Below are 21,082 nucleotides of genomic sequence, written 5' to 3'. Positions count from 1 at the left end.
AGATTATGCAAAGTTTTAAAACACCAAAATTAACGATTGTAGGCGCAGGTCCTGGTGACGTTGAGTTGATTACATTAAAAGCAATTAAAGCTTTACAAAGTGCCGATGTGGTTTTGTACGATGCTTTGGTAAATGAAGAATTATTAGAATATGCATCAAATGCTGAAATTGTTTTTGTTGGAAAACGTTTGGGCTGCCATGCTTACACGCAAGATCAGATTAATGATTTGATTGTTTCTATGGCAAATCGTTACGGTCATGTGGTTCGATTGAAAGGCGGAGATTCTTTTGTTTTTGGAAGAGGTAGTGAAGAAATAGATTATGCTGTGAAATTTGGTTTAGAAACGGCTGTTGTTCCGGGAATTTCGTCTGCTTTAGGAGTTCCGGCTTCGGCAGGAATTAGTCTGACACAGCGTAAAATTGCGGAAAGTTTTTGGGTTATTACAGGAACAACTTCTAATCACGAATTGTCAAAAGATATTCATTTGGCATCAAAATCGGCCGCAACTGTAGTTATTTTGATGGGAATGCATAAATTGGACGAAATCATTTCAATCTATCAAGAAAATAGAAATGACGATTTGCCAATTGCCATTATTCAAAACGGAACTAAAAATTCAGAACAAAAAGTGATTGGAACTATAAACACAATTACTAAATTGGTATCCGAAAAGAATATTTCATCACCGGCCATTATTGTGATAGGAGAAGTGGTGAAAAATACATCAAAATTGACGGAGTATTTTCAAGAACATTTTGATGATGAATTCATTTTTCAGAATTTAAATTTATAAGAATGATTGAAGTTAAATATTTTGGAGCTGTTGCTGAAAAGACGAAATGCGAATTCGAAAAATTATCTTTTTCGGAAGAAGTTTCATTGCAACAATTATTGCAGAATTTAAACGAAAAATATGAGTTTGAATCACTGACTTTCAGTGTTGCTGTAAATCAAAAAATAGTTTCAAAAGCTTCAGATTACACTTTGCAGACCGCTGATATTGTGGCCTTATTACCACCTTTTGCAGGAGGTTAATTAACAGATAATGAAAGAATCAACTCGATATAATAGACAAACCATTCTTCCTGAAATAGGAGCAGAAGGCCAGCAAAAATTAACAAAATCAAAAGTTTTGGTAATTGGAGCAGGAGGTTTAGGTGCGTCAATTTTGCCTTATTTGGCAGGTGCTGGAGTTGGTGAAATCGGAGTTGTGGATGATGATGTTATTGATGTTTCGAACCTCCATCGACAGGTTATTTACAAAACTTCGGCAGTTGGAAAATCAAAAACAGAAGAAGCAAAATTGTTGATTTCAGATTTGAATCCAGAAATAACAGTCACTGCTTTTTCGGAGAAATTATCTGGAAAAAATGCCATTTCGCTATTTGAAAAATATGATATTATTGTTGATGCAACAGATAACATTTCAATAAAATATTTGATAAATGATGCTTGTGTTGTGACAAATAAACCAATGGTTTACGGATCTATTTTTAGATTTCAAGGACAAGTTTCCGTTTTCAATTATCAAAATAGCCCAACTTACCGATGTTTGTATCCCGTTGAAAATTCGAATGCCGCAAATTGTGAAGATGCTGGCGTCATTGGCGTTTCGGTAGGAATTATCGGCATGTTTCAAGCAAACGAAGTCATTAAAATGATTCTCGGAATTGGAGAAGTTTTAAGCGGAAAAATATTGGTTTATAATATTTTGAAAAACGAACAGCAGAAATATGATTTCGAGAAAGCTTCAAATTTGAAGTTGACAAAAGAAGATTTTGATCGAAAATATAATGCAAATGAAAATCAAATAGAAGAAATAAAATTTGATTTGATTTTAGATGAAATTGAAAATGATGAAGTTTTGTTTTTAGATGTTAGAAATGAAGATGAGTTGCCAAAAGTAAAATTGAAAAATAGCATTCAGATTCCGTTAATGAATTTAGAAAATGAAATTAAAAAACTGAATAAAAATCAAGTTATTTACGTTTTCTGTCAATCCGGAATTAGAAGTAAATTAGCTGTTGAATTGCTTCAGAAAAATCAATTTCAAAATGTGAAAAGTATTGTTGGCGGTGCTTTAGCAATGAAACTATTATTAAAAGAAGAAAAGATATAGCCACAGATTTAAAGGATTAAAAGATTTTGTTTCCCGCAGATTTTGCAGATTGAGCAGATTATTAAAATTTGAAATCAAAAAATCAGCTTAATCTGCAAAATCTGCGAGAGAAATAATTTGCGAATCTGTGGCGAAAAAAAATAAAAAATGAGTAAAAATGTATTTGTAGAAGGACCGATTTCTCCTGAATTTATAGCAGAATCGATCGCGAAACACCAATCCAAACACACAATTGGAGCGCACAATATTTTCTTAGGACAAGTTCGCGCCGATGTGATTCATGACAATACGGTCGTAGCAATCGATTATTCGGCTTATAAAGATATGGCAAATGAGGCTTTGTATGCGATTCGTGAAAAAGCTTTCGCTAAATTCGATTTGACTTGCATGCATATTTACCATAGTTTGGGCGTTGTAAAAGCTGGCGAAATCTGTTTGTTTGTTTTTGTTTCGGCAACACGTCGCAAACAAGTTTATGAAGCGACCGAAGCGATCGTAAATTGGATCAAAACCGATGTGCCAATTTTTGGAAAAGAAATGTTTGAAAACGATACCTTCACTTGGAAACAAAATACCTAAGAAATTATAATGGTAGATATTACGCATAAAATAAGCACTTTAAGAGTAGCAACTGCAACCGCAATTGTAAAAGTCAGCAAACAAGAAACAATTGATGCGATTGTGAACAATTTAGTGCCAAAAGGAAACGTATTGGAAATGGCAAAAACTGCTGGATTATTTGCGGTAAAAAACACCCATTTATCTATTCCAGATTGTCATCCGCTTCCTATTGAATATACTGCTGTTGAATATAATATTGAAGGGTTAGATATTCATATTATTTTCAAAGTAAAAACGGTCTATAAAACTGGAGTTGAGGTGGAGGCGATGCACGGCGCTTCAATCGTGGCATTGACGATGTACGATATGCTAAAACCGATTGATAAAGAAATCGAGATTTCAACAATCAAATTAATCAATAAAGAAGGCGGAAAATCTTCTTTCAAAAATAGATTTCCGAATGTAATTAAAGCTGCAGTTTTCGTTTGTTCTGATTCGATTTTTGCAGGTGATAAAGAAGATCGTTCTGGAAAAACAATTGTAGAAAAATTAGATTCATACGGAGTTGAAACTTCGCATTACGAAATCATTCCAGACGAATTAGATATTATTCAGGAAAAAACGAAAGCTTTCGCTAAAGAAAACCAGCTGGTAATTTTTACAGGAGGAACAGGATTATCTCCTAGAGATGTTACGCCAGAAGCTTTGGAGCCTTTGTTAGAAAGCAGAATTCCGGGAATAGAAGAAGCCATTCGCAATTATGGTCAGCAAAGAATGCCTTATGCAATGCTTTCTAGAAGTGTTGCGGGAACCTTAGGTAAAACATTAGTTTTAGCATTACCTGGTTCAACAAACGGAGTAAGAGAATCCATGGATGCTGTTTTTCCGCACGTGTTGCACGTTTTTCATATTTTAAAAGGTAAAAATCATGACAGCCTCTAGCACTATTTTAACGGATGGTTTTGGGCGCAAACATAATTATTTGCGCATTTCGCTGCTGGAAAAATGCAACCTGCGTTGTACGTATTGCATGCCGGCGGATGGAATCGCTTTATCTCCAAAAGCCAGTTTAATGACGGCTGAAGAGATTTATGCCATTGCCGAAACTTTCGTAAAAAATGGTGTTGACAAAATACGATTAACGGGTGGAGAACCTTTGCTTCGAAAAGATTTTCCAGAAATTGTTTCTAAATTATCAGAATTAAAGATTTCACTTTCCATTACGACAAACGGAATTTTGATCGACCGCCATATTGAGGTTTTAAAGCAATTTAAAGTCAAAAAGATCAATTTAAGTTTAGATACTTTGGTTTCTTCAAAATTTCATACAATAACACTTAGAAATCAGTTTGAGAAGGTAATTGATAATTTGCATTTGCTTTTGAATAATGATTTTCAAGTGAAAGTAAACGTGGTTTTGATGAAGGGATTTAATGAGAACGAAATTGTCGATTTTGTAAAACTGACTCAATTTCTGCCCATTTCTGTTCGCTTTATAGAATTTATGCCTTTTGCAGGGAATGAGTGGGATAGAAGTAAAATGGTTTCGCAAAAAGAAATTTTATCTTTGGTTGAAACTGAATTTTCATCTGATGAAATTGAAAAACTGGAAGACGAAAAAAACTTTACTTCAAGAAATTATAAAATAAAAGATTTCCAAGGCGATTTCGGAATCATCAGCTCGATTACGAATCCGTTTTGTGACAGCTGCAACCGCATCCGCTTGACGGCTGACGGAAAAATAAAAAACTGCCTTTTTTCCAATTCAGAAACCGATTTATTGACGGCTTTTAGAAATGGAGAATCGATCACTGATTTGATTGCACAATCAATTCAAAATAAGAAAAAGGTAAGAGCTGGAATGGCAAGCGTTTCTGAAATGGATGATCCAGCTAAACATTTTGATAATCGCAGTATGATTGCGATTGGGGGATAGATTCTTTTTATGAGAATCTTTGTCAAAGTTTTAAACTTTGACAAAGATAAGTAACCATAACGTTTGTCATTGATTCGTTCCTCGCAATGACAACAAAAAAAGGCTCAACTTTACGTTAAACCTTTCTTCAAATTATTTTTTCTTTTTAGCCTTCGCTTTAGCTTTTTTCGATGCTACAGCTTTCTTTGCTGCAACTTTTTTAGCTTTGGCTTTATCTTTTGCCTTTTTCGCTTTTTCTTTTTTCTTCGCAGCAGCTTTTAGTTTATCTTTTTTGGCTTTTTCTAATTTTTTGATAACTGCTTTTATTGCTTTTTCTCTTTTCTTTTCTTTCTCTTTTTTGGCTTTCAGTTTTGCTTTTAGCTTAGATTTTATATCGTTTTTTTCTTTGCCAATTTTTTCAACAGTGACAACGGGCTTGTTTTCTGAAACATCATCCGTTTTAATCTCTACAATTTCAGAAACAATCGGTTCTGTTTTTGTGGGAGTTGTTGCCGCTTTTTTTACTGTTGCTCTTGGAGTCGTTTTAGATGTCGCTGCTCTTACGGGCGTTTTTGCCGCTGGTTTTACAGCTGCAGCTGGTGCTTTTGCAGCAGTTGTTCTTGTGGTTGTTGTTTTTGCTGCTGGTGCCTTTGTAGCAGGTGCTTTTGCAGCCGTTCTTGTAGTTCTTTTAATCGTTGTTTTAGTTTCTGGTTGCACTTCTGTAGTAGTTTCTACAGCAGTTTCTGCTGGAATATCAGTATTATCTACAGCAGGAGTACTTGGATTTCGTTTTATCATAACTGTATTTTTTATTGAATAAATAGATGTTAACCAAGCGGCTTTAAAGCTCTTGAAGTAGGATGCTTTAATGTAAATTCTTAGTTAAGCTAAATATACGCAATTTTTGAATACAAATTACGATGCTTTTTCAGAACTCATTAATTTTCAATCGCTTCCAGTATTCTAAAATTGCTTTTCGGTGCTTCACATAACGAACAGCAATAATCTTCGCCTAAATCTGTAAATAAAATGCCTTTTGGAATTCCTTGACTTTCATCACCGTATTCAGAATTATAAAGCGTTAGGCATTCTTGACATTGATAAATGTCCAATTGAGGTTTTTCTTTTTTCTGCGGGTTTTCGGCTGTTTCTGAAGTCGAATTCCCGAGTTCATTGAAATATTTTCGACTTAATTCGATTAGAATATTTGGAAGTTCCAGTTTGTCAATATCTTGTGAATGAACGATGTATTCGCGCGTATTAGGGTCGAAATTCTTTGCAAATAAAACATTGTAGGTATCTCTAATTTTAATGGATTCTAAAGCTGCAGGAAGTTCATTTTTTTCGATGACAATCGAAGTAAAATAATGTCCGTCGCGGTTGTATTCTGAAATTCCGAAATTCAATCCGTAAGTACTAATATCGAATTGGTCTAATGTTCGAACTAAAAAAGTCTTCAGATTCAAAGCCCATTCCATTGCAACTGGTAAATGCCAGTTTAATTCTAGTAAAGAGTGACGAACGTTGATTCCTCTTTTGCCTAAGAATTTTTCCCATTCCAATTTTCTGTCCTTTGGAATTCCTTTTATAATGAAAGATTTCCAAGGCGTAATACAGATTTTTCCGATTTTGCATTCAAAACACAAATCACACATTTCTTTTAAGAAATCCAGATCGTATAAATTGTTTCTCCAATACAATCCCAACCAATATTGGTCGATTCCCATTCGGTTCATTCCTTCGTAATATGGAAATGGATAAAACGGAATATTCAATGGTTTGTCAATAGTTCTATTATTGGTGTCTAAAGCTTCGCTCACTAAAGTGAAAAGCATTTCAACATCAACTGAATCTTCTTCGGAAATTTTTTCGATTTCGTAATAAATTTTAGCCAAATCCCAGCTGTAAATCAAAACAGGATAAACTTCTATTTTTTCCCATTTTGGAAGACGAATGTATAAATACCAATAATCTTCGTGCTCTGAAGCAATAAAATTCAAATGTCCTGTAAACAAAGGAACCAATTGCTGTTTTGGATCGGTTATGTTGACTTTTAGTTTTGGTTGTTCTTTAAATTCTTCCAAAACATATAAAAAACGGTTTCCGGTAAGCCAGTTTGTATTTCTGAAAATATCGGTCGAAACATAAGAAGAAACAATATTATTGCCGCTTTTCTGATCTGGATAAACAAAATGATGTTTTCCTAAAGTAGTTTTATCCAAAGATTTAAATCCTTTCGGAAAAATAATATCCTGTCTCGAACCAAACGAAATAGAATCTAAGCCTTCTTCTAAAGCAATATTTACCACTTCTCGTAATTCTCCTGGCGAAATAACGCCTCCTTTTACTATTAATCTTGTTAGTTCCATAGTCTTATTTGTTTCAGGTTTCAGGTTTTCTTCGTTTCAAGTTTTACGTTCCAACAACTTGAAACGTGAAACTTGAAACAAAAAGAAACTATTTACACTTCGCCAATATCTCTTTTACTTCGGTTTTACAGCTTCCGCAGCCTAAACCTGCGCCTGTGTTTTTACATAATTCGGTAAAATCGTTTACACCGCTTTTGATGGTATCTTCGATGTTTCCAGCTCCAACTTGACTGCACGAACAAACCAGTTTTCCTAAGACAGGTTTTGCATTCGAACTTCCTCTTAAAAGAGTATTTCGTTTGTCTGATAATTCGATTTTACTTTCAATCATCGTTTTGAATTCGGCAAACTCGTTTTTATCGCCCATTAAAATGGCGCCGACCAAGAGATCGTCCTTTACGATGCACTTTTTGTAATAGCGTTTTTTCAAATCGGCAAAAACAATTTCTTCGTACGAATCATCATTTTCTGGAATTTCGATATCACCAATGCTGCACAAATTAATGTCTTCTAATTTTAGAATGTTCATTAAAATAGAACCCTTGTAATAGCTGCTGATATCACCGGCTAAAAAGTTGGCTAGGATATCTGCTTGTTCTTCGGCAGCAGAAGTGATTCCAAAAAGTTTATTATTAAATTCGGCTATTTCTCCAATGGCAAAAATATCCGGATTTGAAGTTTGCAAATACTGATTTACTTTAACGCCTCGTCCGCATGAAAGTCCGCTTTCACGGGCAATTTCAATATTCGGAATAGTTCCAATTGTATATACAATCGCGTTTGCTGTAATGATTTTACCGCTTTTTAAAGCAATTTCAATTTCATTTGGATTATCAGTTTCGAAAACCGTACTCACCTCATTATCAAAATAAATTTGAATATCACGAAGCTGTACTTCTTCGGCCAATAATTTGCTTGAAATTCGATCCAGTTGACGTTCCATCAATCGCGAAGCTCTTTGAACAATTGTAGTTTTTACTTTTTTATGTTTTAGAGCAGCTGCCAATTCCAATCCTAATAAACCACCACCAATAATAACAACATGTTGTTCTTCAGGCGGAAGATTGGTGCTGTCCAAATGTTTTTTCAAACGATCGGCATCTTCTTTTTTTCTCACGGTAAAACGTCCTGGAAGATGAAGCTGTGCATTTTCTGGAACGAAAGGGCGACTTCCAGTAGCCATAATCAACGAATCGAAAGTATGAATTTCGCCTTGACTGTCTATAATTGTTTTTTGTTTTGGATCTAATTTCTCAATCGCAACTCCAGCTTTCATTGTAATTTTCAGTTTGCTGAAAGCTTCGCCATCTTTTACTTTTAAAAGCTGTTCCCAGCTGAACTCTCCCGTCATGTATTCAGGAAGCAAAACACGGTTGTAAAACGGATTTATTTCATTCGAAAAAACAATAATTTCATCGGTTGTGTTAAACTCGCGATAGTTTTGTATGAATCGAAATGAAGCTGCTCCAGCTCCAATAATAGCAATTTTTTGAAATGGTTTTACGTATTTTTTAATCGAAACGGTTGTGAATTTAAAATCAGGTTCTTTTGAAACTGGATCGACAACTGTATTCGTTAAATTATTGGTTCTATTCAAATCATTTTCAAGCTGTTTTCCCCAATGCATTGGCAAGAAAACGACTTTCTCTTTGATAGAATCAGTGACTTTTGCCTTTACTCTAACTTCTCCATTTTTACTCGTAACCGTAACAATATCACCGTTTTTAATATCGTTTTTGTAAGCATCAATCGGATTTATTTCCAATACAGGACTCGGAATATGCGTTAACAATCGCGATACTTTTCCGGTTTTGGTCATCGTATGCCATTGATCGCGAATTCGTCCCGTCGTTAAAATAAAAGGGAATTCATCATTTGGCTGTACCGATGTATTTTCGATAGAAACCGGCAGATTGAAAATCGCTTTTCCAGAAGGGGTATAGAATTTTTTATCAGTAAACAATCTTGGAGTCCCGGGATGATTATAATCTGGAACTGGCCATTGAAAAGTTCCTTCCGATTTTAAACGGTTATAATTTAGAAATGAAATATCAATATTAGTGTTTTTGGTAAGTGCGCAATGTTCTTTGTAAACTTCTTCGGCACTATTGAAATTGAATCCGTTGAAATTCATTTTTTTAGCAAAACGAATCAAGATTTCAATATCTGGTAGTGCTTCGCCAGGCGCGTTGATTCCTTTTGGCAGATAAGAAATACGACGTTCTGAATTGGTCATCGTTCCTTCTTTTTCCAACCAACCCGCTGCAGGCAATAATAAGTCGGCAAATTTGGCTGTATCGGCATTATGCGAAATATCTTGAACGACTACGAATTTGGCATTTTGAAGCGCTTTTTCGGCTCTTCTAGAATCGGGTAAACTCACTAACGGATTGGTGCAAATAATCCAAACGGCTTTCATTTTTCCAGATTCTAAAGCTTCAAACATTTCTGTTGCTGTTAAACCCGGTTTGTCTGAAATTTCGTCGACTCCCCAAAAGTCGGCAACTTCTTTACGATGCGTTGGATTGGCGATGTCTTTGTGCGCGGCCAAAAGTGTAGCCATACCGCCAACTTCGCGTCCGCCCATTGCATTCGGCTGACCCGTTAATGAAAATGGTCCCGAACCTGGTTTTCCTACTTGACCAGTCAACAATGACAAATTCAATAAAGCTGTATTTTTATCCACGCCAACAGCACTTTGATTCAATCCCATTGCCCAAAGCGAAATAAATCCTTTTGCTTTTCCGATAATATCAGCGGCAAGTTTGATATCGTTTACCGAAATACCGCAAAGTTTAGATGCTTTTTCAAGCGAAGTTCCTAAAACTAAGTCTTTGTATTGTTTGAAATTTTCTGCGTGATTTTTAACGAAATCATGATCTACATAACCTTTTTCGATAATTCGTTTGGCAATTGCATGGTACAAAATAATATCAGAACCTGGAATAATCTGCAAATGCAAATCCGCGAAAGCAGCAGTATCTGTTCGTCTTGGATCGATGCAAATGATTTTTGTTTTCGGATTTATCTCTTTGTGTTTTTCTAATCTTCTAAAAAGAATAGGGTGGCACCAAGCTGGATTTGCTCCCGTAATTAAGAAAGTGTCTGCAAATTCAATATCGTCATAAGCAATTGGAACAGAATCTTCTCCGAAAGTTTTTTTATAGCCGACAACAGCAGAACTCATACAAAGTCTTGAGTTGGTGTCGATATTATTTGTTTTCAGAAAGCCTTTTACCAGTTTGTTTACTAAGTAATATTCCTCGGTCAAACATTGTCCAGAAATGTAAAATCCAACACTGTCTGGTCCATGTTTTTTAATGATGGAAGAAAAAACAGCTGCCGCACGATCCAAAGCAGTATCCCAACTTACGCGTTCTAGCGGATAGTTTTTGCTACCTCGCATTTCTGGATATAAAATTCGGTCTGAAGTATCGTTTACTACGTAATGCAGGTTCATTCCTTTAGAACACAACATTCCTTTGTTTACAGGATGATCTTTGTCGCCTTCTACCATTACGCCATTTTTGGCATCGTTGGTCACGATTATCCCGCAGCCAACGCCGCAGTAGGAACAGGTAGTTTTGATCTTCGTAGTTTGCATTTCGTCTTCTATTTAGAGGTACTACTTTTATTGAATGGTCTTACTTTAGAAAAGTACTTATGCAAAAATAAGTATTTTTACGTATTAATACTTAATTTTTGAATTTATTTTTTTATTTTTGATGAAAATAAATGAGGAACAATAAATTAGTTTTTAATCTGCTAAAAATCAGAACTCATGAAAGAAGAACAAACATTATGTTATTCCTGTCCCAATGAGAATTGTTTCATTAAGAAACACCTGCATTTGGAGCAGATGACTCATTATATATCTAAAAAACAGAATGTAATCTGCAAAAAATCGGATCAGTTTATTACGGAAGGCGCGCCTCTGCAAGGACTTTATTTTATTTGCAAGGGAAAAGCCAAAACGGTAAAAACTGGAATTAATGGTCGTGAACAAATTGTTCGTTTGACTACGAATGGGGATATTATTGGTTTTCGCGGTTTCGGAACGAGCAAACGTTATCTAATTGGGGCTTATGCGTTGGAAGATACTGTATTGTGTAATTTCAGCAACGAAACCATGCAGGAAATTTTAATGCATGTTCCTCAATTTACATATGCTCTGATGTTGTTTTACGCCGAAGAATTGAACAAAAGCGAAAATAATATCCGAAAGATTGCACACATGAATGTTCGTGAACGCGTAATTGATCTTTTACTTTATATTCACCGCAAATTCGGGCAAACGAATGGTTTAATTGATATTGAGCTTTCGCGAAAGGAAATTGCCGATTTTGCAGGAACTACTGAAGAACAGGCGATCCGTATTTTGTCAAGCCTTAAAAAAGAAGCTTTGATTAAAACAGAAGGGAAGCGTGTGGGGATTTTGGAGGTTTCAACGCTTCGATCTGAAATTATGGAACATAAGTATTTTTGAGGTTCTAAGATACTAAGTTGCTAAGATGCAAAGGTTTTTTGTAGAGACGCTCATTTGTGCGTCTCTACTTCGTATTTTATTTTTTCCTTCCCACAAATCGAATTACAGAACCAGTTCCGTTATGAAATAAACCTTCGCTGAGTTCGATTTCTTTTTCTTCCAGTTCGATGATTTCATAATTAGGGAAATCGGCTTTTATTTCTTCAATAGAAAATAAAGATTCAATATCTTTTGGTCCGCCAACTTTTTCGTTTTTGGTTACGTATTCCAAATGTTTTTTGCTGAAAGCTTCAAAAATTATAATGCCGTTTTTTCGTAAAAGTTTGTCTAGCTGTTTATGAATTTCAGATTTAATCGCAGCTGGAAAATGTGCATAAATTAAAGCAATTGCATCAAATTGGTTTTCTTGAAAATCTAAAGTTTCCAATTCGCCAACTTGATAATCGATTGAAACATCATTGTTTTTTGCTAAAAGAAGCGCTTTGTTTCTGCCTTCTTCGCTAATATCAAAAGCCGAAACTTCCCAGCCTAATTTTGCTGCAAAAATGGCATTTCGCCCTTCGCCCTCAGCAGGGAAGAGAATGGTTCCGATTTCTAGTTTTTCAATCTGTTCTTTTAAGTAATTGTTTGGTTCTTCGCCGTATGCAAATTCTTCACTTTTGTAACGGTCGTCCCATCTTTGGATCCAGGTGTTGTTCATTTGGTTTATATATTGAATTTAATAATTAAAGGTTTATGATCGCTATACATCGTCCAATCTTGATAACTTCCAATTTCGACATGTTCTAACGCCTCGATAAAATCATTTGAAGCAAAACAATAATCTATATGATATGGTTTGCTTTCGCGTTTATAAAGATATAAAGTTGGATGTTTTTCCTTGCCTTGAATTTGATTGAAGTATTTATGATACGTGCTGAAGATTTTCTTTTCGGCCAATTTATTTACTACTGTTGTATGATTTCCTTCTCTTCGCGGTTTGTCCCAAATGGTATTGCTGTTGAAATCTCCAATTAAAATGGTTTTGGTTTCTTGTATTAAATCCTCATAATAATTAATCGCTTTCCAAATTTGAGTTACATAAGCGCCGTCTTTATCTGCAGGATTATTTGCCCAAATAGCAAATAGGGTAAAGTCAACTTTTCCGTCAGTTACGGCAATTGGAAGTATATTTTTAAAATCAGGATTATGGCAATCTAAAAGCTGAAATCGATAATCGCCGTACGAAAAAACACCAAGTCCTTTATGAGGATTATTACCGTACCAAAGAATATCATTAGGTAATTTTGTCTCGTCCGGAAATTTGAGTTTTTCAGGACTTTCGCATTCAGAAATTACGGCAATATCAGGACTGAAAGCTTGAATATATTGCGCTTTTTTTCTAAATGCCATATTGCAATTCCATGCGATGATTTTCATTAGCTGAAGTTTAGGAAAAGATTTGAATTTTATTAATCTGCACCAGTAAAAGCTGTTTTTCCATCAATTAAAGCTACTTCTGCATAATTATGTTTTCCCATAATCACAAACAGCTTTTCAGGTTTATACTTAAAATATCTGATTTTTGATTCACCAACTTTTGGTTTTCCGCAAACAGTTATAACATTAGTCTGCCACAATAATTTGTTGTTTTTATATGCCGAAATGGTTTGCAGATCCTCTTCAACAAAGTAAATGACGTTATTTTTTTCAATTCCTCTTTTGGATGTTGTAATCAAATTTATTTCTGAATCTTTTGAAATTAGTTTTGGATCAATTGTTTGACCAAAATTAACTTGAGTTGAGAATAATGCTAAGATGAAAAATTTGATTATCGGTTTCATTTAACAATAAAATTGAAAAAGTGCTATCAAATATACGCTTTAAAAACAAAATACCCTTTTCCAAAACTGAAAAAGGGTACGTTATAATAGGTGATTTTAGTAAAGCTTTTATAATATTAGCCAACAAGTCTAGTAGTGCCGTAATTAATATCAATTTCTGCAAAATGGTGTTTTCCCATTACGATAAGAAGTTTGTCTGTATTGTAGCCAACATATCTAATTTCAGGAGTTCCTTTTTGAGGCTCTCCGCACACCGAAATAACATTGGTTTGCCATTTCAATTTTTTCCTTTTGTAAGCAGAAATGGTTTGTAAATCATTTTCAACATAGTAGACAATGTTGTTTTTCTTGATGCCTCTTTTTTGTGTTTTAGCAAAATTAATTTCTGAGTTTTGCGAAATTAAAGCATTGTTAAATTTTTGGGCAATACCCGTTTGGCTAACCAAAAAGGTCAACAGGGATAATTTTAAAAATGGTTTCATTAGGATAGAATTGGGGGTTCATAATCGATTCAAATATAAATAATTAAAACATATAATACATTTTTGTATGTTAAAAAAAGAATACCCTTTTCCGAAATAGGAAAAGGGTAAAATATAGTAGTTGATTTTATGTAAAATTTATTTTTTCCAGCTAAAAATTTTCGGATCTACAGAAATCATTAACCAAGCCCAATTGTTCGTATGGCTTGTATCTCCGCCTTTAACAAATTCCATTGTTTTAGATCCAAACATTTGAGAATAACCACCAGTTACGGTTATGTTTTTCTTGAAATTATAACCAAAAGTGGCATCGATCTCAGTTCCTAAATACGAATCTAATTTTTCATTTACGGGTGTCACAACATCAGCAGCGGTTAAAAAAATATGTGGCATCAAAGCAAATTGCCATTTGTTTACATTGTAGTTTAATTTGATAAAGGCATCCTGCAAACCAAAACTGTTGGTGTAATTTCCAACATAGAAATAATCCATATAACCGTTAAATCCGTGGTTGGTTCCAAATAGCGGATTGAAAGATTTAATTACACTGCTTCCGTCATTTGAAGATTTTCCAGATAAAAATTCGTAACCTAAACCTGCTTTAAAAGCTTCTGTTATATTGTAGCCTAGATTGGCAGCTGCGTTCCAGGCGCTTACTTTTAAATCAGTACTTTTTCCTGTTTGGCCATACACCCAAAAACTTGTATCTAATTTGCCTGTTTTATAAGTCAGATATGGACCAAAAGTCTGTTTGTAATCGACTAAGAGTTTTGCATCTGCGTTAGCATATTCATAACCGGTGTTCAATAGTAGAAAGCTTGCGCCTAATTTTCCATTGAATTGGTTGTGGTACCAAGCATATTGTAAGGTTTTGTACATGTTGGCCACAGTATAAGGAGTTTGAACAAGATTCTCCGCATTGGAGTTATATGCGCCTCCAAAATCTAATTTTTGAGTTTCATCATGAAAAGAAACTGTTAACGCGTCATGGCTTTGTCCTTGTTGTGCCCAATCTAATTCTCCAAGAATACGCTGATTATCATAAGAAAGCACTTGGCGTCCCATTCTGGCACTCCATTTTTCAGTGAAATTATATTGTGCCCATGCCTCAAAAACTGCTACTCCGTTTTTATCGGCAGTAGTTGTAGTGGGCACATCTCCCCATGTTCTTGTATTTTGTAAAGTCAGTTTTACGATTAAATCTTCTTGTTTATAATTAATGCCCAAACGAGAACGCTGTGAAATTTGTGATGTACCTTCTTGACCATAAGGAAGCGGTTGTTTGAAACCGTTTCTATATTCAAAACGTGGTCGAATTTGGAGGTTTACATCTAATTCTTGTGCTTGGATTTCGAAACTTAATCCTACGATAAGTATTAAAATTAGTTTTAGGTTTTTCATAAAATTATAGGGTTTTTATCGAAAGTAAATTTATAAGAAAATACCGTCGTAGATTATGATTAGAATCATATTTCTAATTTTTTTTTAATCTAAGTCTAATACGCAGGTTCTAATTTTGCTTTACTTACTTTAACTTCTTTTTTCTTAGATAGTTGTGTGATAGTGTAATGCATCCAAACTAAGCAGACAGTTGAAAAGATTAAAATGAAAATCCATGAACTTGACCAAATTCCAGTCGCTGTTAGTAAATATCCGAAGATAATTGGGCCGAAGAATCCGCCTAAACCGCCAATCATTCCAACCATTCCGCCTACAACACCAACTTCATTTGGGAAATATTCTGGAATATGTTTGTAGACAGCCGCTTTTCCGATTCCCCAAGAAATTCCTATTAGAATAACTAAAACCAAGAATACCCACATATTGGCATCAAACTTAATAACCGTTACGCCTTTTGCAATCAGTTCTTTTTTAGCCACGCTTTGGTTGTGCGATACGACAACATCCTGCCAGCTTGAAGTAGTTGGGAAAATAGCACTTTCCGATGTAGATGTATTAGCTGTTTTTTGAGCGATTGGATATTCTTTATCGCCAACTTTTACTGTTTTATCACTGATTTCGTTTACAACACCTTTTTTGGCAGCCAAAATTCCAGGTCCAGAAGTCGTGATTTCCATTTTTGGAATTGATAATAAGGCGCTCAAAATTACTGAAGAACCCAAAACCCAATACATTACTTTTCTCGCTCCGAATTTATCAGATAAATAACCTCCGAAAGCTCTAATTACGCCAGAAGGCAAGCTGAACATTGTTGCAAATAAACCGCCCATAACTAAACTCGTTTGGTATACGTTCATAAAGTTTGGCAATAACCATTGAGAGTAAGCCACAAAGCATCCGAAAACTAAGAAATAGTAAGCTCCAAAACGCCAAACTCTTTGTGATTTTAGAGGCGTAAGCATTTGCGAAACAGATTTACCACTGCTTTCTATTTTTTTGTTTTGAGCGAAAATTAAAAATGCAACACCAATCACTACTAATGAAATAGCATAAATAACAGGTAGAATTTTCCATCCATTTTGCGGATCATCAATTGAAAAGTGATTTAAAAGAGAAGGAGCTAAAAACGTTGTAATTGCTGCACCAGCATTTCCCATCCCGAAGATTCCCAGTGCGCGCCCTTGCCATTCTTTTGGATACCAGATAGAAGTATAGCCAATTCCGACAGCAAAACTGGTTCCAACCATTCCAAATAAAAAGCTTAATAAAGCAAACATGGAGAAACTGTCAGCATAGGGAAGAAGGAAGAGCGGAATTGAACAAAGCAATAATAAAAGAGAAAAAACATATTTTCCGCCAAATTTATCCGTCAAGATTCCGATTGGGAGACGCATTATAGATCCAGTTAAAATCGGAATTCCCAAAAGCCATCCTACTTGGATAACATCCCAATGGAAAATTCCATTATCAACTAAAAAGGTTACTAAAACCCCATTTAATGTCCAGCAAGCAAAACACACTGTAAATGCCAATGTGTTCAAAAATAAAATTTTGTGTGATTGCGATAGTGAGTTTGTATTTTTCATAGTACTTATTATTTTTATGTAAAATTAAGTACTATAACTTAGTTAAAACCTGCCAAAACGCAGTTTTTGAAAAATAATTACGTATTTATACGTATTTTTTTAGATTAAAGAATACTCTGCCGCTTTATTAGAAAGTTCCATTAGGTTTTTTACTTTCAATTTTTTCATTAGATTGAAACGGTGTACTTCGGCAGTACGCTTGCTAATATCTAAAGCTTCGGCGATTTCTTTGTTTCCTTTTCCAGATAATAAAAGTGTCAAGATTTCTTTTTCTCTTTTGGTAATCATCATTTCTTCTCCTAAGGTTTGTTTAGGTTCTAATGATGAAGTGGAATTGGTTAATTGTCCAATTAAAATAGAAGAGATATCACCGCTGAAATATTTTCCTCCAGCAGAAACACTGTGCAATGCTTTTAAGAATTCTTCTTTGCTTGAACCTTTTAGTAAATACCCGTCAGCTCCAGCTTTTATAGATTTCAAAACATACTCTTCTGATTCATGCATTGAAAGCATGATAATTTTTACGTTGTTATTCTCGCTTCTAAGTTTTTCTACTACCTCGATACCCGTTAAGTTGGGCATGCGAATATCTACTATAAGTAAGTCGGGTTTGGTTTCTGCCACGACTTCAAGTGCATCTGCACCATCAATAGCTTCTCCCACAACCTCAATGTTTGCTTCGTTTTCCAGCAAAGATTTGATTCCGTCTCTAACAAAAACATGGTCATCTGCCAATACTACACGAATGATATTACTCATAGTTTACTTAATTTAGATTCTAGATTTTTACGTATATTCATCTATAAAGAAGACGCTAATATACGTACTTTTTTTTATTTTAAATTCCAATATTAAAATTTCTAATGTTGAAAATTCCAAATTCCAAATACTGATGTGTGCAATTTTGTCAAAGTTTTTATCGTCTAGTTTGTCATCTCGACGAAGGAGAGATCTCCACGAGTAGCTCTACAAAGATTGTCGATTTAGATTGCGGAGTTTCTTGCGAAGATTTCTCCTTCGTCGAAATGACAAGATTGTGGTTAGTTTTCGCGTTTGACTTTGTCAAAGTTTCAAACTTTGACAAAGTTTTTACCGTCCAATTTGTCATCTAGACTGAAAGGAGAGATCTTCACGAGTAGCACTACAAAGATTGGCGATTTAGATTGCGGAGTTTCTAGTGCGATCTCTCCTTCGTCGAGATGACAAGATTGTGGTGAGTTTTTGCGTGCAACTTTGACAAAGTTTTTCACTTTCAGTTTGTCATCCTGAGAAACGAAGGATCGCACGCGGGATTCTACAAAGATTGTCCATTTAGATGGCGGAGTTACTAGTGTAATCCTTCGTTTCTCAGGATGACAAAAGAATCCGTAATTGGAATTTGGGATTTTAAAAAAATGGAATTTCCTACTTAAGTATCGGAATATTAAAAGTTATCCTAGTCCCTTCACCAGGAATTGAATTAAGGAAAACACGACCGTTAATGTACTGGATTCTTTCTTTCATAAATAAAAGTCCCATTCCAGATTCGCTGTTGCGTTTTTTATGGACAGAATTGACATCGAAACCTTTTCCGTTGTCGTCTACGATGATGCTTAAAAGCGTATCGCTGTGTGAAAGTTGCACAATAATATGAGACGACTCGGCGTATTTGATAGCGTTATTGATCGCTTCTTGAGTAAGTCGATAGATATTGATTTCGATTAAAGAATCCAAGCGTCTATCAAAATCAGTTTTATTGTAAAACAGTATTTCTTTTCCAGTTAATTTAGAAAGTTCTTGGGTAAGTTTTGAAAGCGATGAAACGATTCCGTGATCGCTTAATTCGGGAGGCATTAAGTTGAAAGTTGCCGTTCTCACACCTTTTATAATGTCGAGAGAAAGCTTCTTTAAATACTCAATTTTCTGTTCCGATTTTTCTCTGTCATCGAGATTGATACTTTCTAAACTGAATTTTAAACCTGTAAGCATTTGACCAATTCCGTCGTGAATTTCTTTAGCGATTCGGTTTTGTTCGTTTTCCTGATTTTCAACGATTTTGCTTGAAATAATCTTCTGCTGGTTGATTTTTTCGGTTGTGTTTTCAAGGTTCAAACGTTCGACTTCGCGTTGTGCTTTTTTACGTTCGGTGATGTTGAAACAAACAATCAAAAGTTCCAGTTCGTCTTTTTTGATCATTACGGGAACCATCGACAAATCGAGCCAGATTTCTTTTTCGTCTTTGTTTACAATTTTCATTTCGCCCTGCCAACCGCTTCTTTGTTTTTCAAAAATTAAGCGGTCAAAATTGACTTGTTCTTTTTCGTCCTCGGTTAAAACTTCAGAGAATTTTTTGTTAGATGAAAACTTAGTATAATTTAAAAGTTTTGCGAATTTTTCTCCAATATGAATAATCGAACCGTCTGGTGAAATTCGGCAATATAATAAAGTATTTTCCATCGCATAATTGAGCGATTTCAATTCTTTTACTGAGTTTTCTTTGATTTCGGAAATGATTTCGGTGTCGTATGCGAGTTTTAAAGCTTTCTTTTCTGAAGATAAAAGTTGGGCAATTAACCTTTCGATTTTCTTGTTGGTTGGTTTGAAAATGAAGAAGAATTCTAGAAGCAGAACCAGCAATGTAAAACCGAAAATCCAATATTCGATTCGGCGTTGTTCGGTTACTTTTTCGTGCGCTTCAAGATCGTATTGGGTTACAATTTGATTCATTTTAGAAAGAAAGATTCCTTCGTTTTCTAAAATAATTTGAACCAGTTTTTGATTTTCAGAAACTGATTTTTTCTCTTGTAAGTTCAGTAAAAAAGAATCGGTAGTTTGTGCAATTTTATTGAAAATCGGATTGATTTCAAGATATAATTTGTTTAGCGTTTCGCTTTTTTCTTTTGGGAAAGCTAAACTATCGTTTCCGTTTTCTAATGCATTTTGGTTTTTCTTCCAAAGTGCTAAAACTTCTTTTAAGTGCGAAGTTTTTTTGGCTGTAGCCGAATCAGAAACGTAATGTAAAATCAGTACTTCTTTGACAATTTTCTGGCTTAACATTCTTTGCTTTCCAGAAAAATTGATAATCTTAGAATCGCTTAATTGTTGATTTAAGTTGTATTGAACCAGAAACTGACTGATAATTATGGTTAAGGCAATAGTAAGAAGCGCAAAAAAATACAGTCGTCGTAAATTTTTGAAAGTGATTTTTTCTGCTTCTTGATTGTCCTTTTTCATATCTTTTTACAATCCTAAAGAAGCTTTTATTAGGTTTAAGTTTTCTTCAGAATAGTTGATTTTTAAAGCCTCCTGATGTCCTTTGTCCGACATTTTATCCCAAGTTTTCTTGATGATGTTTTTCAGCTTTTCTTCATCGTGTTTTTCAACGAAAGGTTCCAAGTAGTATTCTAAAAACACTAAACAAATTACATCTTCTAGTAATTGCGTTTCAGCATCTTTTTTAAGTAATTTTTTTTCAATTAAAAAAGAAACACGATCAATGAAAGTTTGGTCGTATCCTGCTTTTTCTAATATTTCAGCAGTTGTTTTTGCGTGGAATTTTTTCAGTTCTTCTCTCCATTTTAAATAACCCACACGATCCATTGGATAAGATTCGCGAGCCACTTTCCAACGGCAGATGTGCTGTGCTTTTGAAGCAATCTGAACTTCTTCTGAAGCATTTGGTTCAAACTGCATCAGTTTTTCGTACATCCTGTTTGAATACAATAATTCTTTCGGATATTCGGTGTTTTGGTCTAACTCGATATTCGGATCCTGAGCGTTTTCAGCATCAATCCATTCACTTGCTTTTTGAAAAGGTGTATTCATTTTTTTGGTAGGTAATAGATTTCAAAGATACGGAATTAAGTGGGAAAGTCGAAAGTCAAAAGTCGAAAGTGAGATGAAAGAAGCAAGAAGAAAGATCATACAAAGCTTTTCAAATCTTGCCTCTTGCTTCTTTCTTCTTTACATCTTAAAAAAGTCTTAGTCAACAAACCCAACAAACACTTCGTCTTCGACAATCTTAACGGGATAAGTTGCAATTCTGTATTCTTCGCCGTTTAGGTTTGAACCATCAACAAGAGAAAAAGTTTTTTTATGCATTGGGCAAGCGATTTTCGGAATATCATCTGCAGAACCTGTCATTCCTCTCGAAAGCACCATTTCCATTTTGTGCGGACAGGCATTTTGGCAAGCGTACCATGCATTACGTCGTGCAAAATTGAAAATTGCAATTTGTTTGTTTTTGTATTTGATGCATCCGCCTCGGTTGGTTGGAAAATCTTCTACTTTACCAGCTTTGAACCAAATTGTTGCGTCGCTTGCGTGAACTGTTTCGTATTGATTTAAGATTTCTTCCATT

The 21,082-nt window shown here is 34.8% G+C and carries 20 protein-coding genes; 7 read left to right on the top strand and 13 right to left on the bottom strand.

Annotated features, from left to right (window positions below):
• Positions 1-5 precede the first annotated feature (5 nt).
• The 6 genes from cobA (at position 6) to moaA (ending at position 4,617) form a co-directional block, all read left to right on the top strand.
• Entirely contained in the window at positions 6-794 is a 789-nt protein-coding gene (cobA, locus tag ABTV69_RS20995) for a uroporphyrinogen-III C-methyltransferase (protein WP_433832303.1), read from the top strand.
• A 2-nt stretch (positions 795-796) separates the two neighbouring features.
• Positions 797-1,036, top strand: coding sequence for a MoaD/ThiS family protein (locus tag ABTV69_RS20990; RefSeq protein WP_433832301.1), 240 nt, complete (start codon positions 797-799; stop codon positions 1,034-1,036).
• A gap of 10 nt (positions 1,037-1,046) precedes the next feature.
• Positions 1,047-2,120 (top strand): molybdopterin-synthase adenylyltransferase MoeB, encoded by a 1,074-nt coding sequence (gene moeB, locus ABTV69_RS20985; protein WP_433832299.1) that lies wholly within the window; start codon positions 1,047-1,049, stop codon positions 2,118-2,120.
• A gap of 147 nt (positions 2,121-2,267) precedes the next feature.
• A complete protein-coding gene (locus tag ABTV69_RS20980) occupies positions 2,268-2,699 on the top strand; it encodes a molybdenum cofactor biosynthesis protein MoaE (protein WP_066034044.1) in 432 nt (143 codons plus the stop codon).
• A 9-nt stretch (positions 2,700-2,708) separates the two neighbouring features.
• Positions 2,709-3,623: a bifunctional molybdenum cofactor biosynthesis protein MoaC/MoaB gene (moaCB, locus tag ABTV69_RS20975; RefSeq protein ID WP_433832297.1), complete on the top strand. Its 915-nt coding sequence runs from the start codon at positions 2,709-2,711 to the stop codon at positions 3,621-3,623.
• Positions 3,610-4,617, top strand: coding sequence for a GTP 3',8-cyclase MoaA (gene moaA, locus ABTV69_RS20970; protein ID WP_433832295.1), 1,008 nt, complete (start codon positions 3,610-3,612; stop codon positions 4,615-4,617). The genes moaCB and moaA overlap by 14 nt, the downstream gene beginning before the upstream one ends.
• A 132-nt stretch (positions 4,618-4,749) precedes the next feature.
• Here the strand turns inward: moaA and ABTV69_RS20965 are convergent, their stop codons facing one another.
• The 3 genes from ABTV69_RS20965 to ABTV69_RS20955 form a co-directional block, all read right to left on the bottom strand.
• Positions 4,750-5,394: a hypothetical protein gene (locus tag ABTV69_RS20965; RefSeq protein ID WP_433832293.1), complete on the bottom strand. Its 645-nt coding sequence runs from the start codon at positions 5,392-5,394 to the stop codon at positions 4,750-4,752.
• 140 nt (positions 5,395-5,534) lie between these two features.
• Positions 5,535-6,965, bottom strand: a complete 1,431-nt coding sequence (locus ABTV69_RS20960; protein WP_433832291.1) for a rubredoxin — start codon at positions 6,963-6,965, stop codon at positions 5,535-5,537.
• Between the two features lie 88 nt (positions 6,966-7,053).
• Positions 7,054-10,569, bottom strand: a complete 3,516-nt coding sequence (locus ABTV69_RS20955; protein WP_433832290.1) for a molybdopterin-dependent oxidoreductase — start codon at positions 10,567-10,569, stop codon at positions 7,054-7,056.
• A gap of 177 nt (positions 10,570-10,746) precedes the next feature.
• Here ABTV69_RS20955 and ABTV69_RS20950 point away from each other — a divergent pair, with 177 nt between their 5' ends.
• The gene (locus tag ABTV69_RS20950; RefSeq protein ID WP_433832289.1) at positions 10,747-11,451 is read left to right on the top strand and encodes a Crp/Fnr family transcriptional regulator; all 705 of its coding nucleotides are present in this window, start codon (positions 10,747-10,749) and stop codon (positions 11,449-11,451) included.
• 76 nt (positions 11,452-11,527) lie between these two features.
• Here the strand turns inward: ABTV69_RS20950 and ABTV69_RS20945 are convergent, their stop codons facing one another.
• The 10 genes from ABTV69_RS20945 to nirD all read right to left on the bottom strand — a co-directional run bounded on the left by ABTV69_RS20945 (position 11,528) and on the right by nirD (position 21,081).
• A complete protein-coding gene (locus tag ABTV69_RS20945) occupies positions 11,528-12,151 on the bottom strand; it encodes a class I SAM-dependent methyltransferase (RefSeq protein ID WP_433832287.1) in 624 nt (207 codons plus the stop codon).
• Positions 12,152-12,156: 5 nt separating this feature from the next.
• Positions 12,157-12,870, bottom strand: coding sequence for an endonuclease/exonuclease/phosphatase family protein (locus ABTV69_RS20940; RefSeq protein ID WP_433832285.1), 714 nt, complete (start codon positions 12,868-12,870; stop codon positions 12,157-12,159).
• A 32-nt stretch (positions 12,871-12,902) separates the two neighbouring features.
• A complete protein-coding gene (locus tag ABTV69_RS20935) occupies positions 12,903-13,274 on the bottom strand; it encodes a hypothetical protein (RefSeq protein ID WP_433832283.1) in 372 nt (123 codons plus the stop codon).
• Between the two features lie 116 nt (positions 13,275-13,390).
• Positions 13,391-13,756 (bottom strand): hypothetical protein, encoded by a 366-nt coding sequence (locus tag ABTV69_RS20930; protein WP_433832281.1) that lies wholly within the window; start codon positions 13,754-13,756, stop codon positions 13,391-13,393.
• 138 nt (positions 13,757-13,894) lie between these two features.
• Positions 13,895-15,157: an alginate export family protein gene (locus tag ABTV69_RS20925; protein ID WP_433832279.1), complete on the bottom strand. Its 1,263-nt coding sequence runs from the start codon at positions 15,155-15,157 to the stop codon at positions 13,895-13,897.
• Positions 15,158-15,252: 95 nt separating this feature from the next.
• On the bottom strand, positions 15,253-16,743 hold the full coding sequence (locus ABTV69_RS20920) for an MFS transporter (protein ID WP_433832277.1): 1,491 nt from the start codon (positions 16,741-16,743) through the stop codon (positions 15,253-15,255).
• Positions 16,744-16,842: 99 nt separating this feature from the next.
• Entirely contained in the window at positions 16,843-17,502 is a 660-nt protein-coding gene (locus ABTV69_RS20915) for a response regulator (protein WP_433832275.1), read from the bottom strand.
• A gap of 645 nt (positions 17,503-18,147) precedes the next feature.
• Positions 18,148-19,956 carry an ATP-binding protein gene (locus ABTV69_RS20910; RefSeq protein WP_433832273.1) on the bottom strand — a complete coding sequence of 603 codons (1,809 nt, stop codon included), beginning with the start codon at positions 19,954-19,956 and terminating at the stop codon, positions 18,148-18,150.
• Between the two features lie 6 nt (positions 19,957-19,962).
• Positions 19,963-20,547: a DUF4202 domain-containing protein gene (locus ABTV69_RS20905; protein ID WP_433832271.1), complete on the bottom strand. Its 585-nt coding sequence runs from the start codon at positions 20,545-20,547 to the stop codon at positions 19,963-19,965.
• A gap of 156 nt (positions 20,548-20,703) precedes the next feature.
• Positions 20,704-21,081, bottom strand: a complete 378-nt coding sequence (gene nirD, locus ABTV69_RS20900) for a nitrite reductase small subunit NirD (protein WP_433832269.1) — start codon at positions 21,079-21,081, stop codon at positions 20,704-20,706.
• Position 21,082 lies beyond the last annotated feature (1 nt).

The organism is Flavobacterium anhuiense (genome assembly GCF_050990855.1).
Lineage (GTDB): Bacteria > Bacteroidota > Bacteroidia > Flavobacteriales > Flavobacteriaceae > Flavobacterium > Flavobacterium anhuiense_C.
This window is presented reverse-complemented; position numbering and strand designations above follow the sequence as displayed.